This window comes from Salmonella sp. SAL4457 (genome assembly GCF_046548235.1).
Classification (GTDB): domain Bacteria; phylum Pseudomonadota; class Gammaproteobacteria; order Enterobacterales; family Enterobacteriaceae; genus Salmonella; species Salmonella enterica.
This window is the reverse complement of sequence record NZ_JBGDZO010000292.1, coordinates 1-299: the sequence shown is the minus strand read 5'-3', so window position 1 is coordinate 299 and position 299 is coordinate 1. Positions and strand designations below refer to the sequence as shown.

At 67.6% G+C, this 299-nt stretch carries 1 protein-coding gene; it reads right to left on the bottom strand.

What is annotated here, in order from left to right; genetic code table 11:
- The coding region (locus ACLJNW_RS24340) for an OprD family outer membrane porin (protein ID WP_410961234.1) at positions 1-268 on the bottom strand (268 nt) is incomplete at its 3' end.
- Between the last annotated feature and the right edge of the window lie 31 nt (positions 269-299).

The window sequence follows — 299 nt, the reverse complement described above, 5'->3', positions numbered from 1 at the left end:
GACCAAGGACATCGAGGCCGAAGCCGACGCTGCCCTGGGTGAAGCCGGAGCGGGCGTCGAGGATGAAGCTCTGCGTCCACTCCTCGGCCTTGCCCTGGCTGGCATCGCCGACGAAGTTGCGGTGCAGGTGGAAATTGCGCGCGGTGAGGCTGGCCTTGGCGTCTTCGAGGAAACCTTGCCCGGCGTGGACGTGCCCGGCATGGACTGGCAGGCCGGCGCCCAGGCAGAGGGAAGCGCAGAGCGCGCGGACGTGGCTCGGGTGCGACATGGGTGTGTCCCTTCGTTCTTGTTCTCTAGGC